Here is a 17,271-nt window from a genome sequence, read left to right as displayed (position 1 = left end):
GATTCAAATAATAAAAATTTAGTACGACAAAATATTTAAGAAGGCTTTCGCTCGTTCTGTTTTTGGCTGTTCAAAAAATTCTTCTGGTGAAGCCTGTTCAATAATCTTGCCCTTATCCATAAAAATAATGCGGTCGGCAACCTTGCGTGCAAAGGACATCTCATGTGTCACAATCAGCATGGTCATTCCTTCATTCGCCAACTTGAGTACCACATCAAGCACTTCTCTGACCATTTCCGGATCAAGCGCAGCAGTAATTTCATCAAGTAAAATGACTTTAGGTTGCATGACCAATGAACGCACAATAGCGATACGTTGTTTTTGTCCGCCTGAAAGCTGTCGTGGATAATCAAGTTTTCGCTCAAATAGTCCGACGCGCTTTAACAACTCATCCGCTACTTGTTCTGCTTCATCACGATGGCGTTTTTGTACTTTAAGTGGCCCGAGCAAAATGTTGTCAATAACGTTCATATGCCCAAATAGCTCATAGTTCTGAAAAACCATGCCAATTTTTTGACGAGCATTAGTCCAGTCCACATCTTTACCAAGCACACCTGAACCAGTTAAACGGATTTCACCGCCCTGAATCGGTTCTAAGCCGTTAATACAACGCAATAAGGTACTTTTACCGCAGCCCGATGGGCCTAAAATAACAACCACCTCTCCTTGTTCTACATCTAGATCAATGCCCTGTAAAATATGACTTTGTGCAAATGATTTCTGTAATTGTTGTATCGATAACAAAGGCATAATTACTCCCAGACCTTTTCTAAATGTGCCGCCAAACGAGATAAGGGATAGCAAATCAGAAAATACAAAATAAAAATAAAACCATAAATCCAAAGAGAAGCGCTCGGCACGGTCAACAGCGAATTTTCAATAATTTGCTGGCCAACTTTAATGACCTCAACCACACCAATCAGGACTGCCAAAGAGCTGGTTTTCACCATTCGGGTAAATAAGTTAATCGCGCCTGGTGTTACTCGTTTTAGACTTTGCGGAAAAATGACGTAGATCAAAGCTTGAACATGAGTTAGTCCGAGGGCATAGGCCGAATCGCGTTGATGCTGATCAATTGAGGTAATGGCTGCACGAACCAAATCGCCCATTTCTGCCGTACCCCATAAAACAAATACAACAACGCAGACCCACATTGCTGAAAACTGCCAGTTAAACCATGTCGCAAAGCCGAAATAAAACACAAACAGCAAAACTAAAATTGGAATGATTCGAATGGCTTCTAAGTACAGGCGGCACAGTGCTTTAACGACTATATTTTTAGAGGTCATAATGACGCCGAAAACTGTGCCGAAAATTGCAGAGAAAAACACTGAAATAAATGCAATTTTTGCAGTTGCCCAAAGTCCCCACATTAAACGTTCGAGGTGACTCGCTTGAAATAGATAATCAAGTTCCATGGCTCACCTTCCGACTTCTGTGCTCCAGATAGCTGGTTAAAATAGACACGGGCAATAAAATAATCAGATAAGCCATGATGAGTAAGAACAAAGCTTCGGTGGTTTTATAGTCCATGCCAATTAAGTCTTTGGTGACAAAAAGCAGTTCAACAACAGCAATTGCACTGACCACAGAACTTTCTTTAATTAGAAATAGACAATTTGCCCCTATTGCCGGAATTGAAATAGCCAGTGCTTGAGGAAAAATGACATATCTAAAAATTTGAATTGGTTGTAGACCAATACTTTTTGCAGAGTCAATCTGCCCTTTTGCAACAGACTGCAAACCCGCTCGGAAAGCTTCAGCCATATAGCTTCCGCCTAAAAAGGTCAGTCCGATCACACCACAGGCAAAACCATCGATTTTGATACCGAGTTTTGGCAAACCGTAATACAAAAAGAACAGTTGAATTAATAAAGGGGTATTTCGAGATAACTCAATATAGAACTGGGCAATTCTATTTAGCACCCGCACGCGATATGTGATTAAAATGCTGCAAATTAGCCCCACAATAATTGCCAAAATAATGCTGATAATTGAAATTTTCAGCGTGGTCAAAGTTGCAGAGAAAAATTGCGGCAACACACTATGGATATACTGCCAGTTCAAGGAAAATTCCAAAAATAATATTAAAACGTTATAAATATTTAGCTTTCGTCAGCTATTAAATATTTGTGCAACGAGTTTATTTTTTTCCCAATTGGTCTAAAACTATTTTTATTAGATAAGCTTTTCTATAAGTTTGATAAATTCGATCTGGCAATTGAAAACCTTCAAATCAGATGAATACAACCGCTCAAAACATATTCACTAAAATAAAGATGAATAATAAAACCAATAAAAAAAATCGGACACCAAGACCCGATTTTTTATTAAATGATTTTTAATCTATTGCTTACTTTCTAAGTACATCGCCAATGCTTGGGTCTTTATCAAAAACCGATTTAGCATATGGGCAAAGCGGAATTACTTTTACATCTTTTTCACGAACAAAAGCCACCAAGGCATCAAGTAATTGGCGACCTACACCTTGTCCACGATAATTTTCATTCACATCTGTAGCATCAATAATTAGCATGCTCTCGCCTGCCCATGTATAAGTCATTTCACCTGCAACGATTTCACCATCAAGTAAGCTAAAGCTGCCGTGTTTTGTATCATCTTTTTGTTGAATATTCACAATGAATTCCTCGTATTACGACTCATATCTATTTAGAAATGACTTTGTATAATCTTTATCTATAAGAACAAATCTAAGTGTAAAAAAATAGCCTGTTTTTAGCAGCGAGTCTGTATGCTTTTTAAATACAATTCATGCATAAAATTCATAATTCTATTCGTAATTCAGCGTCTAATCCTCTCAAATCATTGTTGTTAAGCTCTGCGACCAGATTTTATTCATTTCATTTATGAAAATTCAATGGTTTTGAGATTGGAACTTTTATGTCTTCTTTTCATCAAATTGAGCAAAGCACCTATGAACATTCAATACCTGCCTGGGGTGCCGTCTTTGTAATGTCGCTCTGCTGCGCAGTATTAATTGCATCTGAGTTCATGCCCGTAAGTTTACTTACCCCCATCTCTTTAGATTTAAATATGAGTGAAGGCCAAGTGGGTCAAGCAATCGCAATTTCTGGTATTTTTGCTGTGATGACCAGCCTGTCTATTAGTCGTGTATTTAAGGCATGGGATCGACGTCATATCATTTTATTACTCACCCTACTGATGATTGTCTCTGGCATAGTCATTACATCTGCCTATTCTGCGGCTTTGTTTATGTTGGGTCGTGCAATCTTAGGCGTAGTTATTGGTGGTTTTTGGGCAATGTCGACATCAATTGTCATGCGACTCGTTCCTCCGCTTTCAGTACCTAAAGCACTCGGTTTATTAAATGGCGGAAATGCTCTAGCCACCACAATTGCAGCACCATTAGGAAGTTTTTTGGGTTCAATTATTGGCTGGCGTGGTGCTTTTTTCTGTATTGTTCCTATCGCGATTGTTGCACTTATTTGGCAATTTAAAAGTATGCCCTCTCTTCCAGCAATATTGTCAGTTGAGAAATCTAAAAATCCATTTGGTTTACTAAAACGCCCAATTGTACTTTATGGGATGACCGGAATTTTATTACTCTTTATGGGCCAATTTGCGCTATTTACCTATCTACGCCCATTTCTAGAAACCGTTACTCATGTCGATGCGACAATGCTATCCATTTTATTATTAATATTGGGTTTAGCAGGTTTAGTGGGTACATTTGTAATTAGTTTAATCCTGCACCAACATGTTTATCGTTATCTGATTCTTATTCCATTCATCATGGCATTGATTGCTGGAGCTTTTGTGCTAGGTGGTGAGCATTTATGGTTTGTTGCCATATTTATGGGTTTATGGGGCTTTATTGGAACGTCGGCACCTGTTGTATGGAATACATGGCTTGCCCAAACACTACATCAAGATGCCGAAATTGGTGGTGGTTTGATGGTTGCGATTATTCAATTTGCAATTACTCTAGGTGCAACTATAGGTGGATTATTATATGACTCACATGGCTATAGTGCCACGTTCTATATAAGCGCAACTATTTTGCTATTAGGCGCGATTACTGCTTTTCTCACATGGCGAAATGCTATTCACGTAGCACATCAATAACCAACCGTAACGCAGGTGAAAGTTGTCTTCGATGTGGATAGTACAAATGGTATCCAGGAAACTGGATACTGTACTCTTCCAAAACTTGAATCAGCTTCCCCTCTTTTAAATCTTCTCGAATCAAATCTTCGGGAATATAAGCAAGTCCAAATCCAGCTCTAACCGCCTCGACGATATCGTAGCTTTCATTAAATATCCATTGCCCCTGAATTTTGATTTTTGTCTCTTGACCATCTTTCACAAATTCCCACGCATACACGCTGCCTTGGGTGGTTAAACGATAGCCAATACATTGATAATTTACCAAATCTTTAGGAGTATTAGGAATTCCATATTGTTCAAAATATGCTGGTGTTGCTATTACCGCCATTTTGACATCTGGACTAATACGTACTGCAATCATGCCATCAGCTACGCGACTTCCGAAACGAACGCCTGCATCAAAGCGCTCTGCCACAATATCGACCATCCCACTATTGGCAGTTAGTTCAACTTGCACATCTGGGTAATCACCCGCAATCTTTTTAAGTTTTGGAATCAGCACTTCCCGTATCGCATGGCTACTAGCATTAATCCGAACCGTACCAGCGGGTTGGTCTCGAAATGAAGTTAAAAGGGATAATTCATTATCGATTTGGTCAAAACTAGCACTAATCGTTTGTTTCAACCTTTCGCCTGCTGCTGTAGGTGAAACACTACGAGTGGTTCTGGTCAGGAGCAACATTCCCAAACGTTCTTCTAAACCCCGAATCGTATGGCTTAGCGCAGATTGTGAAATTCCCATTTTCCCTGCGGCTTTAGTAAAACTACCCTCTCTTGCCACCATTAAAAAAGCATAAAGATCATTATAGTTTTCTTTATTTATCATCTGCTTTATCTCTTATTGGGGAGTCAACCTCATTATAAAGGATAAAACTATTCATGAATATTACTCATAAGTCCATGTTTGTTTTTTAGACTAATTATTAAAAAGAAGATTCGTTAAAATCCCTATCAAGCAGTAAATATGAAGATTTAATTAAACTGAGGCGATTATTATGAGTCATTTTATTATTGTAAAAAATTAATAAATTCCACTCATATCTTTACGTTAAAGAATAAATAGCTTCATTGCTTTTATGTGCTTTTTCTTAAAGAAGCGAGGTGAATTGATATGGCTAGTTATAAGTTTTTTAAAGGCTTAGTCAGCCTATGTGTTTTGTTCTCAGTGACTTCCGCTTCTTATGCAATAAAGCCTCAAGGTAAAAATCAACAAAGGGGATCAATGATGAAAATCCGTATTGATATTGATGGAACACAGCAACCGCTATTTGCCACATTAGCCATGTCACCTACTGTTGAAGATTTTGCCAAGCAGCTTCCTTTGACATTAATACTTAAAGATTATGACTCCACTGAAAAAATAGCTGATCTACCCACCAAGCTAACTACACAAAACGCGCCTCATGGATATGCCGGAAAAGCAGGTGATCTTACCTATTATGCTCCTTGGGGTAATCTAGCTTTTTTCTATAAAGATTCTCATGTTGGTTATGCCAATGGCCTCATTTTTCTTGGAAAACTAGATGCTATTCCCCAAGCATTCAAGCAAAAACAACCCATCAAAATTTCAATTTCACAAATCAAATAAGCATGCACCTACTCAACCATTCACATTGTTTAAATTGAGGTATTTATGAGTACATCTCCCTTATTTAAAAAGCTTAAAACCCATACGGCGGCTGCAATTTGTGCAGCAACTATTGGTCTATTTTCTTCAACTTCAGCTATGGCGGCCGATATGTCTAATGGTGCGAATAACTTTTATCAAAGTCAGCAAGTGACTATTCAAAAAGTGACTTTTAAAAATCAATACAACATGGATATTGTCGGCAATCTGGTTATTCCCAAAAATTTGAATAAAAAGACTAAAGCCTCTGCAATTGTAATTGGTCACCCTATGGGGGCTGTAAAAGAGCAAAGCTCTATGCTTTATGCACAAAAACTGGCTGAACAAGGTTTTGTGACCTTAGCAATTGATCAATCATTTTGGGGCGAAAGCGCGGGCCAACCAAGAAATGTGGTTGCACCAGACATTTATGCAGAAGCGTTTAGTGCCGCTGTAGATTATTTGGGAACACAATCTTTCATTGACCCTAATAATATTGGTGTACTGGGTATTTGTGGAAGCGGGAGCTTTGTCATTAGTGCAGCAAAAATTGATCCGCGTTTAAAAGCTATTGCCACTGTAAGTATGTACGACATGGGTGCAGCAAACCGCAATGGCTTACGTCACTCACAAACCCTAGAACAAAGAAAACAAATTATTGCAGAAGCCGCTGCACAGCGTTATGTTGAGTTTAAAGGTGGTGAAACCAAATATACCAGCGGAACTACGCATGAGCTAACAGCAGATACACACCCTATTCAACGTGAATTTTACGACTTTTATCGTACTCCACGCGGAGAATATACGCCTAAAGGTTCATCACAAGACCTTACAACGCATCCAACACTAACAAGTAATGTCAAATTTTTAAACTTCTATCCATTTAACGATATTGAAACCATCTCACCACGCCCAATGCTGTTTATTACAGGTGATCAAGCTCATTCAAAAGAGTTTAGTGAAGAAGCTTATAAACTCGCAGGCCAACCTAAAGAACTTTACTATGTTAAAGGTGCGGGACATGTTGATTTATACGATCGGGTCGATCTCATTCCATTTAATAAATTAACCAGTTTCTTTAAACAAAACTTGAAGTAATACAGATGATAGAGGCTCAATACGGGCCTCTAGCTTTTTAATTAACTTTAATGAAACTCTTGTACCAGACTATTAATGTGAGCCACAGCAGCAGTTCGGTTTTCAACGCAAAGTTTTTCAAAAACATGCTCTAAATGCTTGTTCACCGTCCGTGGGCTCAGCTCCAAAATTTCTGCAATATCTTTATTGGTTTTGCCTAACAACAACCAGTGCATGACTTCAGCCTCACGTTGAGTCAACTGTGGGCAATATTTCAAAATATCAGCCATTTCCAAAGCCGGCGTAGAAGTCTTAATCTGTATCAGATAATTTTTTGCCACGCTTGGTTCAGTTTCCCACGGTGTAAGCAATAAAAGCTGTAATTGCTGGGATGGCGTTGAATAAGAACAGCTGGTTAATTTTTTAGGGTCTTTTTCATTTTCTAAGTCTGAAAACCAAGCTTTTAAACCTGCTTCAAAACCCTCTAATTCAGGTAAATATTGATTCAGTAAATCACTGGCTTTTTGGGTTTTCCAAACAATTTTACCGTGAACATCTAGCGCAAGAATGGCTGTTTCCGTTGCATCAATCACCTGTTTTTGTTGCTGCAATAGTTTGGCATGTGCCAAATGTGTTTTTACCCTTGCCAGTACTTCTTCAATATTCAGAGGTTTGGTTACATAGTCTACCCCACCGACCTGAAAACCACGCACAATATGTTCTGTCTCAGACAAACCTGTCATAAAAATGACGGGAATAAACTGCGTAATTGGACTCGCTTTAAGCTGTATACAACTTTCAAAACCGTCCATATGTGGCATATTGCCATCGAGCAAAATCATATCTGGTAAGCATCGATGAGCTATTTCAATAGCACTTAATCCATCGGTTGTGACAAGTACGCGATAACCGGCCTGATCCAGACTTTCATGTAGCAAGCCCAGATTTTCCGGCACATCATCCACAATCAGAATAACAGCCTGCTCATTTGGCGAAGCTTGCTGAAAAGAAACATGTTGCGTACTCATTGCTTATCCTGAATTAATCGTTGCGCGTGTTTTAAATCAAACTTTTGAATAGCCTGTTCAAGCTGTTCCCATAACTCGTTATGCTCCGGAAAATTTTGACGACATTGCGTTAAAGTCTGTTGAATTCCTCGAATGTAACCCTGCCCAATCAAATCATTTAATTGTTGCAAGCTTTGCGGCAAATCGAGCAGATCATTATTTTCAGGTTGTGTAATTGATGTATGAACAGTGGTTTGCTCCTGCTTAAATACCTTTACATCCAGTGCTTGAACCTCATTATTTTCAAGTAGTGCATCTGATTTGGAATCAATCCATATCAAACCTAACTTGTCTCCAATTTTACTAAGCAACAAATTGAGGTCGATTGGTTTTAGCATAAAGTCTTCACTTAACACCGCATCTTGTGGATTGACCTCACGTTCACCTGCATTGGCGGAAATAATTAAGATCGGCACATTGGTAATATTATTTTGACGTAATAACCGCGCAGTTTCCCACCCGCCCATCAAGGGCATATTTAAATCCATCAAAATCAGATTAGGTTGAAAAATAGGTACACGTCTTAAACAATCAATGCCCGACTCGGCTTCTTCAATAATGAAACCCAAAGGTTTTAGAAAATTGGCGACTAAACCTCGATCTACTGCTTCATTATCGACAACCAAAATTCGTTTTCGTTCGCCTTGATAACCAGTAATCTGGTTGGAGTAAACATTAGAAATTGGATGAACCACTTCTTTTGAAGGTAAATAAAACTTAATCTTAAACTGTGAGCCCTGATTAAGCTGGCTAGTCACAGATAGCTGGCCACCAAGTAAATCGACCAACAATTTTACAATGGGTAGGCCAAGCCCTGTTCCGGTAAATCCGCCTTGAACCACATTGCTACCTCGTTCAAACGGGTTAAAGATTCGCTCTAAATCTGCCTCGGCAATACCACAACCCGTATCTCTAATTTCAAAATAAGCCGTTTGAAAACGATACTCAACTTTCAAAGTAATTGTGCCGCTCGTGGTAAATTTTAAAGCATTGCCCAATAAATTGATGAGCACTTGCTCTAAGCGTTTTTTGTCGGTACGAACATAGTGCGGTAGGTTCTCTCCAATTTCATAAATAAACTGTAAATTCTTCTGTTCAAACTGTGGCTGAAACATTTGAATAATCTGTTCTATAAAATTGGGGAAATGAACATCCACCACATTTAAAGAAATTTTACCTGTTTCAATTCGTGCTAAATCTAGTAAACCGTCAATCAGTGAAGTCAAATGTTGCCCACTACGGCTAATCACCCCGAGCGCCATTTTGCCTTGTTCTGAAAGCTGCTCTTGTTTTTGAAGTAATTGGCTATAGCCCAAAATACTATTTAGGGGTGTGCGTAGTTCGTGGCTAATTCCAATGACATAACGACTTTTTGCATCATTTGCTCGCTCTGCTGAAATTCTGGCATCTTGCAGGTCTTTTGAAGTGACTTCATGGGCAGCAATTTCATCAATCAATAATGCTGTTTGTTGGTGTGTCTCAATTTCAGCATTACGACGGCTTTCATCGTTTAGTACTAACCACCATGCAGCAACACTCATCAATAGAAATAAAATGGTGTAAATTTTCACAAACAGTGTAAATAGTTGAGGAACGGCTGCCGCATTAATGGTTTCTAAGTAGGTTTTTTCTTGGATATAAACCAGGCTTAAACTCACTGCCAAAACAATAGAAAGACCTAAAGTCAGCAATAGATACAAACTGACTCGACTATTTAAACGGCTGGCCCAACGTTCTGGTAAATAGTGCCAGATGGCTTTTTTGAGTTGAACTGACCAACGTGCATCGGGTTTACATAAATCGTGGCAGCGCGCTTCAAGTGAACAGCATAGAGAGCAAATCGTACCGTTATAGGCTGGACAGCCCGCCATATCAGCAAGTTCATAGTCCCTTTCACATACCACACAGTTAGCAACCGAAGTCGCCTGAATTTTTTCAGGCTGGCGTGCGATGTAATATTTTCCTTTGGTTAAGTAAGCAATAATAGGAACACATAACACCGCACTTCCTAGAGCAATGAAACTCGCCAATCCTTTTGCCATGAGTCCCAAAAAGCCCAAATAGCTAAGCATCGATAACACTGAAGCAATCAGTAAGGCGCCCACACCTACGGGGTTAATGTCATATAAGTAAGCACGACGAAATTCAATTCCCTTTGGGCTTAAACCTAAAGGTTTACAGATAATTAAATCGGCAACAACCGCGCCAATCCATGCCAAAGCGATATTGCTATATAGCCCCAAAATACGTTCAACCGCATGGCTAATACCCATTTCCATCAAAACAATGGCAATAAAAACGTTAAAAAGAAGCCAGACAATTCGCCCCGGATGGCTATGAGTTAAGCGGGCAAAAAAATTGGACCATGCCAATGAACCAGCGTAGGCATTGGTCATATTAATTTTAATTTGCGCCAAGCAAACCAGTGCTAGAGTCAATATTAACGCTAGCTGAGGATTGGGAATAAACTGTTGATAGGCAAACCAATATAAATAAGTCGGATTGTCTAGTTCAGAGACAGGAATAAACAGCTGAAAAGCCAACACCATCAGCAGCATGCCCATCAAAACTTTTAGAAATCCAAAAATAATCCAAGATGGCCCCCCTAAAAAAACAGCAAAACGCCATGCAGTTCTGTTTTTTTCTTGTTGGGGTAAAAAACGTAAATAGTCGGCTTGCTCACCAATTTGGATCACAAATGAAAAAATAAGAGTGCACGCCGCACCAAAGTAATACAGATTGAAATCGGTCGAGTTTGAAACCGCACCAACAAAATGCAGGCTACTACTTAAAATTTGTGGTTGTTTCCAAAGTACAAAAAACCACGGTAATAACAGCAATAAGAGCCAGATTGGCTGAGTGATCGCCTGAACTTTATTAATAAAACCAATGCCTTTGACCACTAAAGGCAAAATTACTAAGGCAGAAATTAAGTACCCGATAACTTGCGGAATGCCTAAAGCCAGCTCAAGTGCCATCGCCATAATTGCGGCTTCAAACGCAAGCAAAATAAAGGTAAAGCTGGCATAAATTAGAGAAGTAATGGTCGAGCCAATGTAGCCAAAACTTGCACCACGAGTAAGCAAATCGACGTCTACATTATATTTAGCAGCGTAGTAACTAATCGGCCAACTGGTTAAAAATATGATGGTACATACGACAATTGCTGCCCATACTGCATTGCTAAAGCCATACTGCCAAAGCATGGTCGCCCCAATGGCTTCCATCGCCAGAAAACTAACAGTCGAAATTGCGGTATTGGTAACGGTCCAAGGTGACCATTTTCTTACTGAGGTCGGCGCATAGCGGAGCGCATAATCTTCGATACTTTCATCTGCCACCCAAATATTATATTCACGGCGTGTTTTGATCACACGTTGTGGCGCTTGTTGGGGGCGTGAAGAATCTGGCATAACACTCATGTTTTGGATAGGGCTGTATTAAACCCAGCAATCCTTATGCCAAAAGTCATTTATCATGGCGATTTTCTCTAATACGCACATATACGCAAAATAACGTATTTTCAATTTTTCCCAAAAATCACACACTCAAATCCATCAAAAAACAATGATCAATATTTGTGTTGATTGACCGAAAATGATTGGGAGGTTGATGTTATGAGTGTATCTGAACATCCAAATCTGGACACTGTGCAAGGTACAGATTCACAAAAAGCAGTGAATGAAACCTTAGAAGATTATACTTTACGTTATGCTCCACACAGCTTTCGGCGCTGGAGTCCCAAAGTTGTCGCTATTACTGCACTTGGTGGTATTGCCTATCTTGCTGACTTTTCTATTGGTGCCAGTATTGGTATGTCTTACGGAACAACCAATGCTGTTTTCTCCATTTTATTTGCAGCGATTATTATCTTCTTAACTGGCATTCCTTTAGCCTACTACGCAGCGCGCTATAACATCGACCTTGACTTGATTACCCGCGGCGCAGGCTTCGGTTACATCGGTTCGGTTCTTACTAGTATCATTTTCGCCAGTTTCACATTTATTTTCTTTGCCCTTGAAGGTTCAATCATGGCGCAAGGGTTATTGCTTGGTTTAGGCATTCCGCTTTGGGCTGGTTACCTCATCTCAACCGTTATGGTCATTCCATTGGTGATTTACGGCATGAAAGCCTTGAGTAAATTACAAGTTTGGACCACTCCACTTTGGTTAATTCTGATGATTGGTCCTGTAGCCTACCTGATTTACCAAGAACCTACTTTAGTTAGCCAATTTGCTACTTTTACAGGTAAAGAAGGTTTTGCAACCGTAGACATGGCTGCAATCATGCTGGGTGCTGGTATATGTTTATCGCTCATCATGCAAATTGGTGAGCAAATTGATTACTTACGTTTCATGCCTGCTAAAACAAAAGAAAATAGCAAAGCATGGTGGGCTGCGGTTATTTCAGCGGGTCCGGGTTGGGTGATTTTAGGGGCGATTAAACAAATTATCGGGGCATTTTTAGGTTTCTATTTACTTACTAAAATACCGGGCGTAAACAGTACTGAACCTGTTCAACAGTTTAATGCGGCGTTTCATGACATGCTTCCGGGTTGGGCTGCTTTAACACTTGCAGTGATTTTGGTAGTTATTTCTCAAATTAAAATTAATGTGACCAATGCTTACTCTGGTTCCCTTGCATGGACAAGTGCCTACACTCGTATTAGCAAACATTATCCGGGTCGTATTGTCTTTGTGATGGTGAACTTGGCAATTGCGCTTGCTTTAATGGAAGGCAACATGTTTGCGGTATTGGGTAAAATCTTAGGGTTCTATTCAAACTTTGCGATTGCATGGGTTGTGGTTGTAGCAACAGACATTTCAATCAACAAATATGTTTTAAAACTTTCACCAAAAGAACCGGAATATCGCCGTGACATGCTATACAACGTAAACCCTGTCGGTATGGTTGCGTTCCTTGTATCAGCAGGCTTATCAATTGCAGCATTCTTCGGTTTACTTGGTAGCTTCTTGGCGCCTTACTCACCGCTTATCGCACTTGTGCTTGCCTTTGTATTAACACCAATCATGGGCTTATTAACCAAAGGAAAATACTACATCAAGTCACACGATGATGGCATTAAAGAACCACGTTACGATGCTGAAGGTACACCAGTTGCAACGGTTTACCACTGCCGCGTATGTGAACAAGGTTACGAACGCCCAGATATTATGTTCTCTCATAAACATAACGGTACGATCTGCTCTTTGTGTAAAACTCTTGATGCTTAAAATTCTATACCAACTAAAAAAGAAGCTTTAAAGCTTCTTTTTTTATATCTGATGATCCTTAGCCAATCGGAAATAAACGTTCAGGGACTACATCTTTCATCACAATGGTTGAGATGAGTCGTTGCACACTTGGAATAGCAGATAATTTTTCGTCATACAAACGCTGAAAAGCCGGTAAATCTTTAGCGACCACATGCAACAAATAATCTGGTTCACCAAATAAGCGCTGCGCCTGAATAATTTGTGGGATATCAATTACGGCATTTTCAAACTTCTCGACTGCCTGTTTATCACCTTCTTTAAGCGTAATAAAAACAATCGCTGAAAATTCAAAACCGACTAAATTCGGGTCGAGTTCTGCCCGATATCCTTTGATAGCTCCAGACTCTTCTAAAGCCTTCACTCGTCTGTGACAAGGTGAAATGCTCAAACCTACTTTTTCTGCCAACTCGGTGATAGATAATCGGCCATTTAATTGCAATTCAGCAAGAATCTTTTTATCTGTGCGATCCATTTAGAAAATTTTACCCCAAATGAGTATGATATGAGCAAACATTTAAAAGCACATTCTAAATACATGAGCATATTATTTTCAACAAGCTCGAATAAATAGGGATTTTTTCTAAACCACGAGCGAAACCTTTGGAAAATAGTTTGCCGAGATAAGCATATGGCTTTTAACATTTTTATTGCATTTTGGAGTGTCTCCATTCTTTTTATTATTACTCCAGGGGCAGACTGGGCCTATGCCATTTCGGCAGGGATTAAAGGCAAAGTCGTCGTACCGGCTGTCGCAGGTATGCTATTTGGGCACTTTATTACGATTTTATTGGTAGCAGCTGGCGTTGGCTTACTTGTAGCAAATAATCCAACTGCACTCATGATCCTAACCATTGCAGGTTCTGCTTATTTGTTATGGATGGGAATAAACTTATTACTTACCCCTCCTACTCCGAACAAATCTGGTTCTGAAAAAGCTCAGTCATGGTTGAGCTGGGCAACCAAAGGCGTTTACGTGAGTGGGTTAAACCCGAAAGTTTTTTTGCTCTTTTTAGCGCTGCTTCCTCAATTTATTGACACTACTGCTTCATGGTCAGTGACAACACAAATTCTTACCTTTGGTGTTGTCCACATGATTAGCTGCGCGATTATTTACTTAATGGTGGGTTATGGTTCAGAGGCTATTTTGAAAACCAGACCACAAGCAGCTCAATTAGTCGGTCGTTTTTCAGGTGGTTTAATGGTCGTTATTGCAACGTGCTTATTGATTGGACAAATTTAAAAATCATTCAACAAAAAGTTACTGGCCATCATTTCGGGTCAGTAACTTGAATAGTAAAATATAAGAAAATTTATCTCATTCGTTTGAGGTTATAAGTCACCACTCCCCAAATAACCAGTTCTTGTCCTTCTTCAATGTAAATATTTTGATAATCAGGGTTTTCAGCTTTTAGCCAAACTTTAGGTGGCTGAAATTGACTATCAATCATTAAGCGCTTAACAGTGAAATCATTGTCGATGAGTGCAATCACAATATCACCCGATTTAGCGGGAATACTACGGTCCACAATAAGCGGATCATTAATATCAATTCCAGCGTCTAGCATGGATAAAGAATTGGCTTTGACAATAAACGTGGCATTTTCATTTCTAATTAAATATTCATTTAAATCGAGTGCTTGCTCAATATCATCTTGTGCAGGTGAAGGAAAACCTGCAGCAACACGTTCTGTTGCTAAAGGAATGTGGTAAATTTTATCGTTATTCGGGTGAACCTGTTGAACATTAAGTTTTGATTTAAAGTCGGTTAAATTATTGGTTTTGACATTATTCAGTAACCAATTTTTGATAAAGTTAACTTGAGACTCGGGAACACGAATGACTTTGGTGGGTTCATTGAACTGTGCTTTACGTCCGGCATTTTCTCGTACACCGCCATGCTCGAACTCTTTCTTCTTTGGCATATTGCCTCCCTTTTCACTGTTCAAATCCTACACAAACAATGTAACTTGAAAAAGTTACATTTTCAAGTTGACGAAATATTTTTTTTGCATAACAATAAATCTCATGATCAGATTTTAATCCATTTTGCTTTTAACAGGGATGTTTTAATCAAAATGGCAATTTGAAGAAAATCAAAACCTATTTCGAGATAGTCGTTATTGCTGACTGTTTTTTGATTTTTATCAAATGAGATTCTGAACACTTAACATTCTGGTTAAATTCAGTTTTTTGGTATGGAGACATGCGAAATGAAAAATCAACGTGATGCGGTTTTAGGTTATGCAAATGAGCAACATGCTTACTATATCCGCCTGATTGAAAATGATGCGGTTTTAGGTGAAAGCTACGGGTTATTCTGTGAAAATCCGGATAGCGAAGCAGCCGAAAGTATTATGACGACACTATTTTTAAAAAAATCTTTTTGGTTAAACGGTTCTGAATACATTGATATTGTAAAAGGACTACAACTGCTCCCACAGTAAAGTAAATAAATTAAAAAACGAAGGAGGCAAAAGCCTCCTTCGTTTTTAAAACATTATGCTTAAGACGTAAAACGTCCAGAGGCATCACGTTTTTGATTACGAGAGTTTTGTCCACGACCGTCATAATCGTCGTCGTCACGACTGCGGCCACGTCCTCGGCCACCTGAGCGGCTACCGCGATCGTCATCATCATCGTCGTCATCACGACTGCGACCTCGGCCTCGACCACCTGAGCGGCTACCGCGATCGTCATCATCGTCGTCATCACGGCTGCGGCCACGTCCTCGGCCGCCTGAACGGCTACCGCGATCGTCATCATCGTCGTCGTCATCACGACTGCGGCCACGGCCTCGACCACCTGAGCGGCTGCCGCGATCGTCATCATCATCGTCATCACGGCTGCGGCCACGGCCTCGGCCACCTGAACGGCTACCGCGATCATCGTCATCGTCGTCATCATCGCGGCTACGACCGCGACCACCATTTTTATGGCTTAAGGCACCCGCTTCACGAGCTTCCTCAGATGTAAATTCATGTGCATTACCGCTTGCATGCGCAGCTCGACCAGCTTCACGAGCTTCTTCAGAGGTAAATTCATGCGCATTACCACTGGCATGGGCTGCTCGCCCACCTTTGCTGGCTATTTCTCTAACTCTTTCAGGATCCATACTTGCAAATCCACGATTTGAAGTACCTGTACTATTGTTATCATCATCTTCATATCTAGTATTAGCCATAGTTATATCTTCCTATATTTAATTATAGTCACTACCGCTTTTGATTAACGGATTTAATAAAGATAGAAGATCTATAATATTTTCCTACCGATGCACTGTATCAATCAATTTAAATGTATATAAAATGAAAGATTAAAAATTCTATAACTTTATTATTTAAATAAAGTTTTATACATTCTAATTTTTCTCACATTTTACTTTTTAAATAATTAGCTCACTTATTATTACTTAACTGCACATTACAATATATTTTTACAAACAGATTTAAAATATCTATACAAACAACAAAACAGCTTAACTATAAACAAAAAGTAAAATAATGAAACATACTTACTTAAACAAACACAGAGTAAAACACTTATTTTCAATAAAAAACAATAATATATATCATTACATTTTCAAAAGAAAATTACTTGAGAGATTAATATGAATATTTAAAACTAGTTTTATTAAGGCAATTTGAGTAGTTTAGCCATGCAATTAAAAGATCAAGAGTCAACACTACAATACATTCATATTTCTATCCCAGAAATTTTACTTGGGCATATTAAGTCTAAGAATTCATGGCAAAATTATGACAAAGAATGGAGCTATAGATTAGATCCTCCGCATGCGAGCCATCCCTTCCAAAGAGATTTACATATTATTAAGTCAAAGAATATAGAGCAAGAAGATATAAAGTTATTGCTTGACAATATCATTATTAAAAATAATAAAGAAACACAAAATATTGAAGGCGCTAAAAAAATTATTAAAGAAATTTTAGACTTATCCAATAATATATCTATTGAAAACTGGTTAGAAGATACTGGAAATAGATCTATTATTGAAAGTATGATTGATAAGAACAAAATCAAATTAATAGATATTATTTAATTTTTAAATATAAAATATTTTTTTACATCCTTATAAATA

17 protein-coding genes and 1 pseudogene are annotated in these 17,271 nt (G+C 38.9%); 8 read left to right on the top strand and 10 right to left on the bottom strand.

Annotation, left to right across the window (positions count from 1 at the left end):
* Nucleotides 1-18: 18 nt before the first annotated feature.
* The 3 genes from I7H67_RS09430 to I7H67_RS09420 are packed head-to-tail and all read right to left on the bottom strand — an operon-like array spanning nucleotide 19 to nucleotide 2,067.
* A complete protein-coding gene (locus I7H67_RS09430; protein WP_001130360.1) occupies nucleotides 19-750 on the bottom strand; it encodes an amino acid ABC transporter ATP-binding protein in 732 nt (243 codons plus the stop codon).
* Between the two features lie 2 nt (nucleotides 751-752).
* Nucleotides 753-1,418 (bottom strand): amino acid ABC transporter permease, encoded by a 666-nt coding sequence (locus tag I7H67_RS09425; protein ID WP_000418066.1) that lies wholly within the window; start codon nucleotides 1,416-1,418, stop codon nucleotides 753-755.
* Complete coding sequence (locus tag I7H67_RS09420; RefSeq protein ID WP_002114214.1) at nucleotides 1,408-2,067, bottom strand: amino acid ABC transporter permease; 660 nt, start codon at nucleotides 2,065-2,067, stop codon at nucleotides 1,408-1,410. Before I7H67_RS09420 ends, I7H67_RS09425 begins: the two co-directional genes overlap by 11 nt.
* A gap of 63 nt (nucleotides 2,068-2,130) precedes the next feature.
* Here I7H67_RS09420 and I7H67_RS09415 point away from each other — a divergent pair, with 63 nt between their 5' ends.
* The gene (locus I7H67_RS09415) at nucleotides 2,131-2,244 is read left to right on the top strand and encodes a hypothetical protein (RefSeq protein WP_078220651.1); all 114 of its coding nucleotides are present in this window, start codon (nucleotides 2,131-2,133) and stop codon (nucleotides 2,242-2,244) included.
* 109 nt (nucleotides 2,245-2,353) lie between these two features.
* Here the strand turns inward: I7H67_RS09415 and I7H67_RS09410 are convergent, their stop codons facing one another.
* On the bottom strand, nucleotides 2,354-2,638 hold the full coding sequence (locus I7H67_RS09410; RefSeq protein WP_198307682.1) for a GNAT family N-acetyltransferase: 285 nt from the start codon (nucleotides 2,636-2,638) through the stop codon (nucleotides 2,354-2,356).
* A 263-nt stretch (nucleotides 2,639-2,901) separates the two neighbouring features.
* Between I7H67_RS09410 and I7H67_RS09405 the strand changes: the two genes are divergently transcribed.
* Nucleotides 2,902-4,107, top strand: coding sequence for an MFS transporter (locus I7H67_RS09405; RefSeq protein ID WP_198307681.1), 1,206 nt, complete (start codon nucleotides 2,902-2,904; stop codon nucleotides 4,105-4,107).
* Here I7H67_RS09405 and I7H67_RS09400 read toward each other — a convergent pair.
* On the bottom strand, nucleotides 4,085-4,975 hold the full coding sequence (locus I7H67_RS09400; protein WP_005304296.1) for a LysR family transcriptional regulator: 891 nt from the start codon (nucleotides 4,973-4,975) through the stop codon (nucleotides 4,085-4,087). The two genes, I7H67_RS09405 and I7H67_RS09400, sit on opposite strands and share 23 nt — an antisense overlap.
* 285 nt (nucleotides 4,976-5,260) lie before the next feature.
* Between I7H67_RS09400 and I7H67_RS09395 the strand changes: the two genes are divergently transcribed.
* Together I7H67_RS09395 and I7H67_RS09390 are read left to right on the top strand one after the other, a co-directional pair.
* Complete coding sequence (locus tag I7H67_RS09395) at nucleotides 5,261-5,737, top strand: cyclophilin-like fold protein (RefSeq protein ID WP_005304294.1); 477 nt, start codon at nucleotides 5,261-5,263, stop codon at nucleotides 5,735-5,737.
* A 45-nt stretch (nucleotides 5,738-5,782) separates the two neighbouring features.
* Nucleotides 5,783-6,853, top strand: coding sequence for an alpha/beta hydrolase (locus I7H67_RS09390; protein WP_198307680.1), 1,071 nt, complete (start codon nucleotides 5,783-5,785; stop codon nucleotides 6,851-6,853).
* A 47-nt stretch (nucleotides 6,854-6,900) separates the two neighbouring features.
* Here I7H67_RS09390 and I7H67_RS09385 read toward each other — a convergent pair whose 3' ends face one another.
* Together I7H67_RS09385 and I7H67_RS09380 are read right to left on the bottom strand one after the other, a co-directional pair.
* Complete coding sequence (locus I7H67_RS09385) at nucleotides 6,901-7,860, bottom strand: response regulator transcription factor (protein WP_191106555.1); 960 nt, start codon at nucleotides 7,858-7,860, stop codon at nucleotides 6,901-6,903.
* Complete coding sequence (locus I7H67_RS09380) at nucleotides 7,857-11,321, bottom strand: ATP-binding protein (protein ID WP_198307679.1); 3,465 nt, start codon at nucleotides 11,319-11,321, stop codon at nucleotides 7,857-7,859. The genes I7H67_RS09385 and I7H67_RS09380 overlap by 4 nt, the downstream gene beginning before the upstream one ends.
* A 195-nt stretch (nucleotides 11,322-11,516) precedes the next feature.
* Between I7H67_RS09380 and I7H67_RS09375 the strand changes: the two genes are divergently transcribed.
* Entirely contained in the window at nucleotides 11,517-13,133 is a 1,617-nt protein-coding gene (locus I7H67_RS09375) for a purine-cytosine permease family protein (protein ID WP_013198207.1), read from the top strand.
* A 58-nt stretch (nucleotides 13,134-13,191) separates the two neighbouring features.
* Here the strand turns inward: I7H67_RS09375 and I7H67_RS09370 are convergent, their stop codons facing one another.
* Nucleotides 13,192-13,647 carry an Lrp/AsnC family transcriptional regulator gene (locus tag I7H67_RS09370; protein WP_000376211.1) on the bottom strand — a complete coding sequence of 152 codons (456 nt, stop codon included), beginning with the start codon at nucleotides 13,645-13,647 and terminating at the stop codon, nucleotides 13,192-13,194.
* A 156-nt stretch (nucleotides 13,648-13,803) separates the two neighbouring features.
* Here I7H67_RS09370 and I7H67_RS09365 point away from each other — a divergent pair, with 156 nt between their 5' ends.
* Nucleotides 13,804-14,415, top strand: coding sequence for a LysE family translocator (locus I7H67_RS09365; protein WP_198307678.1), 612 nt, complete (start codon nucleotides 13,804-13,806; stop codon nucleotides 14,413-14,415).
* 70 nt (nucleotides 14,416-14,485) lie between these two features.
* Here I7H67_RS09365 and I7H67_RS09360 read toward each other — a convergent pair whose 3' ends face one another.
* On the bottom strand, nucleotides 14,486-15,097 hold the full coding sequence (locus I7H67_RS09360; protein ID WP_198307677.1) for a LexA family protein: 612 nt from the start codon (nucleotides 15,095-15,097) through the stop codon (nucleotides 14,486-14,488).
* A gap of 288 nt (nucleotides 15,098-15,385) precedes the next feature.
* Between I7H67_RS09360 and I7H67_RS09355 the strand changes: the two genes are divergently transcribed.
* Nucleotides 15,386-15,619, top strand: a complete 234-nt coding sequence (locus I7H67_RS09355) for a hypothetical protein (protein ID WP_004793031.1) — start codon at nucleotides 15,386-15,388, stop codon at nucleotides 15,617-15,619.
* Nucleotides 15,620-15,702: 83 nt separating this feature from the next.
* On the opposite strand, the pseudogene I7H67_RS09350 reads toward I7H67_RS09355, so the two are convergent.
* Nucleotides 15,703-16,356 (bottom strand): annotated as a pseudogene (locus I7H67_RS09350) (KGG domain-containing protein); the annotation flags it as partial.
* Between the two features lie 474 nt (nucleotides 16,357-16,830).
* On the opposite strand from I7H67_RS09350, the gene I7H67_RS09345 reads away from it, so the two are divergent.
* Complete coding sequence (locus I7H67_RS09345) at nucleotides 16,831-17,232, top strand: DUF6367 family protein (protein ID WP_198307675.1); 402 nt, start codon at nucleotides 16,831-16,833, stop codon at nucleotides 17,230-17,232.
* Nucleotides 17,233-17,271: the final 39 nt, after the last annotated feature.

The sequence above is a fragment of the Acinetobacter sp. ACIN00229 genome, assembly GCF_016106645.1.
Lineage (GTDB): Bacteria > Pseudomonadota > Gammaproteobacteria > Pseudomonadales > Moraxellaceae > Acinetobacter > Acinetobacter oleivorans.
Note: the sequence above shows the minus strand (reverse complement) of the source record. Positions and strands in the feature narration are given on the sequence as shown.